The 7332-nt window shown below is 75.2% G+C and carries 7 protein-coding genes; 2 read left to right on the forward strand and 5 right to left on the reverse strand.

Going from position 1 to position 7332, the window contains the following annotated elements; genetic code table 11:
* Window positions 1-55: 55 nt before the first annotated feature.
* The 5 genes from ECOMGDLI_RS29210 to ECOMGDLI_RS29230 form a co-directional block, all read right to left on the reverse strand.
* Window positions 56-1276 (reverse strand): thiolase family protein, encoded by a 1221-nt coding sequence (locus tag ECOMGDLI_RS29210; protein ID WP_088320358.1) that lies wholly within the window; start codon window positions 1274-1276, stop codon window positions 56-58.
* 195 nt (window positions 1277-1471) lie between these two features.
* Window positions 1472-2362, reverse strand: coding sequence for an iron uptake transporter permease EfeU (gene efeU, locus ECOMGDLI_RS29215; protein ID WP_088320359.1), 891 nt, complete (start codon window positions 2360-2362; stop codon window positions 1472-1474).
* Window positions 2363-2589: 227 nt separating this feature from the next.
* The gene (locus tag ECOMGDLI_RS29220) at window positions 2590-3924 is read right to left on the reverse strand and encodes a ribonuclease D (protein WP_233153670.1); all 1335 of its coding nucleotides are present in this window, start codon (window positions 3922-3924) and stop codon (window positions 2590-2592) included.
* A 58-nt stretch (window positions 3925-3982) separates the two neighbouring features.
* Window positions 3983-4573 (reverse strand): response regulator transcription factor, encoded by a 591-nt coding sequence (locus tag ECOMGDLI_RS29225; protein ID WP_088282694.1) that lies wholly within the window; start codon window positions 4571-4573, stop codon window positions 3983-3985.
* 139 nt (window positions 4574-4712) lie between these two features.
* Entirely contained in the window at window positions 4713-5282 is a 570-nt protein-coding gene (locus tag ECOMGDLI_RS29230) for a DUF3000 domain-containing protein (RefSeq protein WP_233149677.1), read from the reverse strand.
* A gap of 104 nt (window positions 5283-5386) precedes the next feature.
* On the opposite strand from ECOMGDLI_RS29230, the gene ECOMGDLI_RS29235 reads away from it, so the two are divergent.
* Together ECOMGDLI_RS29235 and hemE are read left to right on the forward strand one after the other, a co-directional pair.
* On the forward strand, window positions 5387-6217 hold the full coding sequence (locus ECOMGDLI_RS29235; RefSeq protein WP_088320361.1) for a DMT family transporter: 831 nt from the start codon (window positions 5387-5389) through the stop codon (window positions 6215-6217).
* Window positions 6218-6237: 20 nt separating this feature from the next.
* The gene (hemE, locus tag ECOMGDLI_RS29240; RefSeq protein ID WP_088320362.1) at window positions 6238-7296 is read left to right on the forward strand and encodes a uroporphyrinogen decarboxylase; all 1059 of its coding nucleotides are present in this window, start codon (window positions 6238-6240) and stop codon (window positions 7294-7296) included.
* Window positions 7297-7332: the final 36 nt, after the last annotated feature.

The raw sequence follows: 7332 nt of genomic DNA on the forward strand, positions 1-7332 counted from the left end.
GACGGGGCGGCGGCGTCGGTCCTGCCGGGGGCCGCGGGGGTCTGGTCGATGGTCGTCATGCCGCCTGGACCTCCGTGCCGTAGTCCGCGTGGTGCGGGTTCTCCCAGATGACGGTGCCGCCCATGCCGATGCCGATGCACATCGTCGTCAGCCCGTAGCGCACCTCGGGGTGGTCCTCGAAGTGCCGCGCGAGCTGGGTCATGAGCCGGACCCCGCTGGACGCCAGCGGGTGCCCGAGGGCGATCGCGCCGCCGTCCGGGTTGACCCGCGGGTCGTCGTCCGCGATGCCGAAGTGGTCGAGGAACGCGAGCACCTGGACGGCGAACGCCTCGTTGACCTCGAACAGGCCGATGTCGTCGATCGTCAGGCCGGCGCGGCGCAGCGCCTTCTCCGTCGCGGGGACCGGACCGACCCCCATGACCTCGGGCTCGACACCTGCGAAGGCGTAGCCGACCATCCGCATCCGGACCGGCAGCCCGAGCTCGGCCGCGGTCTCGCCGGAGGCGAGGATGCACGCCGTCGCCCCGTCGTTGAGCCCGGCGGCGTTGCCCGCGGTGACCCGGCCGTGCGGCCGGAACGGGGTCTTCAACGTCTCCAGGTCGGCCAGGGTGGTACCCGGGCGCGGCGGCTCGTCGGCCGTCGCGAGGCCCCAGCCCTGCTCCGCGCTGCGGGTCGCGACCGGCACGAGGTCGCGCTGGATCCGGCCTGCGGCGTAGGCGTCGGCGACCCGGCGCTGGCTCGTCACGGCGAACGCGTCGCAACGCTCCTTGGAGATCTGCGGGAAGCGGTCGTGCACGTTCTCCGCGGTCTGGCCCATGACGAGCGCCGAGGTGTCGACGAGCCGCTCGGCGACGATCCGCGGGTTCGGGTCGACGCCCTCGCCCATCGGGTGGTGCCCCATGTGCTCGACGCCGCCGGCGATGACGACGTCGTAGGCGCCCGACGCGATGCCGGACGCCGTCGTCGTCACCGCGGTCATGGCGCCGGCGCACATCCGGTCCACCGCGAAGCCGGGCACGCTCTTGGGCAGGCCGGAGAGCAGCGCGGCCATCCGGCCGATCGTCAGGCCCTGGTCGCCGATCTGGGTCGTCGCGGCGACGGCCACCTCGTCGACCCGCTCCGGCGGGAGCTCGGGGTGGCGCCGCAGGAGCTCGCGGATGCACTTGACGACGAGGTCGTCGGCGCGGGTCTGGGCGTAGATGCCCTTGGCACCCGCCTTGCCGAAGGGGGTGCGAACGCCGTCGACGAAGACGACGTCACGCAGACTGCCGGGCACGGGGGCCTCCCACTGGTGCGGCGACGATGGCGCGGCGGAGCGTGCTGCTACTCGCCGGTAACCCCAGATGCTACTCGACGGTAACTTGCCGCGGAAGCCCGGCCCGCGGGCGTCCGGGCCCGGGTACGGCAGAACCCCGCGACGCGCCGGCGCGGGCCGGCGGGTCACGGGGTCCTGTCGTGCAGGGTGCCCGGGTCAGGCGGCGGGGGCCGACGTCCGGCTGATCCGGGGCTGCGCGGCGACGGACGCCGCACCGCCGGTCGCGGGCACGGCCTTGGGGGCGGCGGGAGCGCCCTGGTTGCGCAGGAAGAACGTCATGACCGGGACGACGTACGCCGTCCAGACGGCGGCCTCGAGCCACGTCGTCTGCGGGGAGAAGTTGAAGATGCCCTTGAGCAGCGCCCCGATGACGGACGACGACGAGATGATGTGCGACACGTCGAACGCGAGGTTGTTGAGCCCCGGCAGGATGCCGGCCTCCTGGAGGTCGTGGACGCCGTAGGCGAGCACGCCGGCCGCGACGACGACGAGGCCGGCGCCGGTCCAGGTGAAGAACCTCGCGAGGTTGATCTGGACGGCCCGCCGGTAGAGCAGCCAGCCGAGCGCGACGGCCAGGCCGAGGCCGAGGACGACGCCGACGAGCGGCCGCATGCCCTGGTTCGTGGCCTGGACGGCGGTCCAGACGAAGAGGGCGGTCTCGAGGCCCTCTCGGGCGACGGCGATGAACGCCGTGGTGACGAGCGCGCCGGTCCCCATCGCGAGCGCCTTGTCGACCTTGTCGTGCAGCTCGCCCTTCATGGAGCGCGCGGCGCGCCGCATCCAGAAGATCATCCAGGTGACGAAGGCGACGGCGACGATCGAGAGCGTGCCGCCGAACGCCTCCTGGGCGCGGAACGACATCCGCGCGCTGGTGAACGTGAGGGCGGCGCCGACGAGCAGGCTCATCGCGACCGCGACACCGACGCCGGCCCACACCGCGGAGAGCTTGTCCCGACGGCCGGTCCGCACGAGGTAGGCGACGAGGATGCCGACGACGAGGGACGCCTCGAGGCCTTCACGCAGACCGATGAGGAAGTTCGCGAGCACGGGCCCTCCGTGGTGTCCGGCCCCCGGGAGGGGCTGGCGTGGCGAGCAAGGTAAGGCTCACCTTAGTAGCGTCGCGCGCATTCGGCAAAGAGCGTGTTGCCGAATTCGACCGGCGGAACTGAGGAAAGGCTGCCCTTGGTCCCGCCGTGCCGCCTGGGCCCAAGGTCCCTCGCGCCGTCGGCTCCGTCGTCCGGGGTTCCGAAGCGCGGAACGCGGGCCGGACCGGGTCAGGCGTCGGTGCCGGACGCCGCCTCGTCGTCGGCGGGGGCGGCGAGGACCGGGTCGTCCGGGCCCGGGTCGGGCATGCTCGCGGTGAGGGCGGCGGCGGTCAGCGCGACCTGCCACTCGCGGACGCCGTGCTCGCGCAGGAACGCCTCGACCTGTGCCTGGTCGGGCAGCCCGTCGGGGCCGGGCCCCGCGGGCGGGGACCACGTGAGCCGGCGCACGGTGTCGGGCGCGACGAGGTTCTCCACGGGCAGCGAGTGCTCGGCGGCGACGGCGGTCACGGCGGCCCGGCAGCGGGCGAGCCGGCCGGCGGCGACCGGGTCGCGCTCGCCCCACACCCGCGGCGGCGGCGGACCCTCGCTCGGCAGCGTGTGCGGCGGCAGGTCGGCGTCCGAGAGCTTGCGGGCCCGGGTCAGCGCGTCGAACCACACACCGATGTGCCGGCGGGCGCCGCGGCCGTTGAACCCCGCCAGCTCGAGCAGGTCGCGCGGGGTCGCCGGGGTGCCCGTCACGGCCGCGATGATCGCGGCGTCGGGGAGGATCCGGCCGGGGGAGACGTCCTGCTCCTGGGCGAGCCGGTCGCGGGCCTGCCACAGCTCGCGGACGGCGGCGAGCTGGCGCCGGTTGCGCACCCGGTGCAGCTGCGACGTCCGGCGCCACGGGTCGACCCGGGGCGGCGCGGGCGGCGCGGCGGCGACCGCGGCGAACTCCTCGCGCGCCCAGTCGAGCTTGCCCTGCCGCTCGAGCTCGGCGGCGAGCGCGTCGCGGACGTCGACGAGCACCTCGACGTCGAGGGCGGCGTACCGCAGCCAGGGCTCGGGGAGCGGGCGGGTCGACCAGTCGACCGCGGAGTGCTCCTTGGCCAGGCTCAGGCCGAGGAGCTGCTCGACGACGGCGGCGAGCCCGACCCGCTGGAAGCCGGCGAGGCGGGAGCCGAGCTCGGTGTCGAAGATCAGGGTGGGTCGCAGGCCGACCTCGGCGAGGCAGGGCAGGTCCTGGCTGGCGGCGTGCAGGACCCACTCGGCGTCGGCGATGGCGTCGCCGAGGCTGCTGAGGTCCGGCAGGGCGGCCGGGTCGACGAGCGCCGTCCCCGCACCCTCGCGCCGGATCTGCACGAGGAACGCGCGCTGCCCGTAGCGGTGCCCGGAGGCGCGCTCGGCGTCGACGGCCACCGGGCCGGTCCCCGCCGCGAACGCGGCGACGACCTCGGCGAGGGCGTCGGGCGTCGCGACGACCGGTGGCACGCCGTCGCGCGGAGTGTCGAGGGCGACGAGCGCGGGCCGGGTGTCGGGGGCGTCGTCGCCGACCGTCACGCGGGCGTCGTCGGCGGGGGGCACGGGGTCCACCGTAGGACAGTCCGTGGCCGCGTGTTCACCCGGCCGGGGCCGGGCGGCATCAGGCGATGGCGCCGGACCGCAGGGCGGTGGCGACCATCTCCGCCCGGTCGCCCGTGCCGAGCTTGCGGGCGATGCGCGCGAGGTGGCTCTTCACGGTGAGGGCCGACAGGCCGAGCTCCTCGCCGATGTCCTTGTTCGACTTGCCGTCCGCGACGAGCTGGAGCACCTGGATCTCGCGCGCCGAGAGGCTGTCGACGCCGTCACCGCGCTCGCCCGGGGGGCGGACGGCGACCGCGGAGACCGCGGACACGAGGTAGCTGCGCACGCCCGCGCTGATCGCGGCGCGGACGCTGTAGGGGTCGTCGTTCGTCGTGAGCACCATGCCGCGCTGCCAGCCCGCGGCGCGCAGCTCGCGGATGAGCGCGATGCCGCTGCCGTCGGGCAGCCCGGCCTCGGCGACGACGAGGTCGGCGATGCCGACGCCCGCCTTGATCCGGGCCTCGCCGACCGTGCCGACCTCGAGGACGTGCCGTGCGCCGAGGGCGCGGAGCGTGTGCGCCACCGCCTCACGCAGGTTCGGGTTGGCCACGACGACCATGGCCGCGAAGCGACCCGGGCGCGGAACGGGGATCCCGGTTCGCTCGACCATCGTGGTCACGCTGACCTCCTGCCGGTGGCCCGTGAGGGCCAAGGTGGTGAACTTGTCACCTGTTCGATCGGCAGCGGCACGGTGCGACTTGAGGTGAACCCCGCCCCGCGAGGGCGTGGGGGCCTGCTCCGCGGGTGCGTCAGCGGCGGCGCGGGAGCGGTGCGACACCGCTCGGCAGCGGCGGGATCCCCGCCACGGTGCACAGCAGCCCGGCCCAGGCCTGCAGGTGCAGCCCGACGTCACCGGCCGGCGTCCACGACGCACGGACCTCGATCTCGACGGTGGCCGGCCGGTCGCCGAGGGCGCCGAAGCTCTCCGACACGACCCGCGTCACGGTGCCGCCGGCCGCGCCGTACTCGGCCCCGACGGACTCGAGCGACTCCTGCAGCCACGTCCAGCCGACCTGGCCGAGCATCGGGTCGCTGCCGAGCTCGGACTCCAGCGCCGCGCGCACGAACGTGACCGCCCGGAAGGTGCCCTCCCAGGCGTCCTGGCCGGCGGGGTCGTAGAGGAGGACGAAGCGCCCGGTGGCGAGCTCCTCGTCGTCGAGGACGACGTCCGCGCTCACGGCGACGGCGTGCGGGGCGATGCGCTGCGGGGCCGGGACCTCCTCGAGGACGACCTCGGGACGCAGCCGGACCGCACGCAGCCGTTCGATCGCCCCCTGGAACTCCTCGGGGGCCTCGTCGGGCATCCGTCGAACGGCCACATCGGAAATGTACGCATCCACGCCCCTGTGCGTACGTCGCGACGCGCGGTAATCACGCGTCGCCTGCGACGGGCCCGCGGGGGTGCGTCGATACGGTGCGCTGCATGGCCGCCGTCCTCGCCCTGCTCTCGAGCCTCCTGTGGGGCACCGCGGACTTCGGCGGCGGGCTCGTGACCCGCAGGCTGCCCGCCCTGGCCGTCGTCGCGTGGAGCCAGGCGGCCGCGCTCGTCCTCGTCGGCGCCGTCGCGCTGTTCACCGGCGCGTCGGACGCACCGACGGGCTGGCTGCCGTGGGCGGTCATGGCCGGCGTCGCCGGGCCGCTCGGGCTCGTGCTCTTCTACACGGCGCTGTCGACGGGGACGATGGGCGTCGTCTCGCCGATCGCGGCGCTCGGCGGCGTCGTCCCCGTCGTCGCGGGGCTGCTCTCCGGCGACCGGCCGTCCCTGCTGCAGTGGCTCGGGATGGCCGTCGCCCTCGGCGGCGCCGTCCTCGCGAGCGGCCCGGAGCTGTCCGGCGGCACGAAGGCACGGGCGGTCGTGCTCGCGGCGCTCGCCGGGCTCTGCTTCGGGGTGTGCGTCTACGGGATCGCGCGCGGCGCGGAGTCGAGCAGCGTCATGACCCTCGTCGGGATGCGCGTCGTCAGCGTCGGGCTCGCGGTCGCGCTCGGGCTCGCGCTGCGGACGACGGGCGGGGTGTCCCGCGCGGACCTGCCGGCGCTTGCCGCGGTCGGCCTCGCGGACGCCGGCGCGAACATCCTGTTCGGGCTCGCGGCCTCCCGCGACGAGATGGTCAGCATCGTCTCGGTGCTCGGCACGCTCTACCCGGTCGCGACGGTGCTGCTGGCCCGGTACGTGCTCGGCGAGCGGATGCTCGGCGTCCAGCGGGCCGGTGTCGGGGTCGCGATGGCCGGGGTGGTCCTGCTCGCGGTCGGCTGAGCGTGCGAGGATCGACGGTCGTGACGACCCTGTCCGCGCCCGTCCGCGACCCGCGCCTCGCGACGTCCCCGTTCCTCGCCGCCTGCCACGGCCGCCAGGCCGCGACGACCCCCGTCTGGTTCATGCGCCAGGCGGGCCGGTCGCTGCCGGAGTACCGGAAGGTCCGCGAGGGCATCCCGATGCTCGAGTCGTGCCGCCGGCCCGACCTCGTCGCCGAGATCACGCTGCAGCCGGTGCGCCGCTACGGCGTCGACGCCGCGATCTTCTACTCCGACATCGTCGTGCCGCTCAAGGCCGCCGGTGTCGACCTCGACATCGTGCCCGGCGTCGGCCCCGTCGTCGCCGAGCCGTTCCGGACCCGGGCCGACCTCGACCGGATCCCCGAGCTCACCCCGGACGCCGTCGACTTCGTGACGCAGGCGGTCGGGCTGCTCGTCGCCGAGCTCGGCGGGACGCCCCTCATCGGTTTCGCGGGCGCGCCGTTCACGCTCGCGAGCTACCTCGTCGAGGGTGGTCCGAGCCGGGACCTGCACCGCACCAAGGCGCTCATGTACGGCGACCCCGCGCTCTTCGGGGCTCTCCTGGAGCGGCTGGCCCAGGTGTCGGGGGAGTTCCTCCGGGTGCAGGTCGCGGCCGGTGCGAGCGCCGTCCAGCTCTTCGACTCCTGGGTCGGCGCCCTGCCCGACGCGGACTACCGCCGCGTCGTGCAGCCCGCCTCGGCGACGGTGCTCGCCGCCGTCGCCGACCTCGACCCGACGGTGCCGCGGATCCACTTCGGCACCGGCACCGGCGAGCTGCTCGGCGCGATCGGCGAGGCCGGTGCCGAGGTCGTCGGCGTCGACTTCCGGGTGCCGCTCGACGTCGCCGCGCGCCGGGTGCCGGGCAAGGCCCTGCAGGGCAACCTCGACCCCGCGGTGCTCTTCGCCCCGGACGACGTCCTCGAGGCCCGGGTCCGCCAGACCCTCGTGGCCGGGACGGCGGCCCCGGGCCACGTCTTCAACCTCGGGCACGGCGTCCCCCCGGACACCGACCCCGCCGCCCTCGCCCGCGTCGTCGACCTCGTCCACGCCGGCCTCTGACTGCTCCGCTCAGGGGGTGGGGGAGTCCGACGGGGG

It is taken from the genome of Kineosporia sp. R_H_3, assembly GCF_002198675.1.
GTDB lineage: Bacteria > Actinomycetota > Actinomycetes > Actinomycetales > Kineosporiaceae > R-H-3.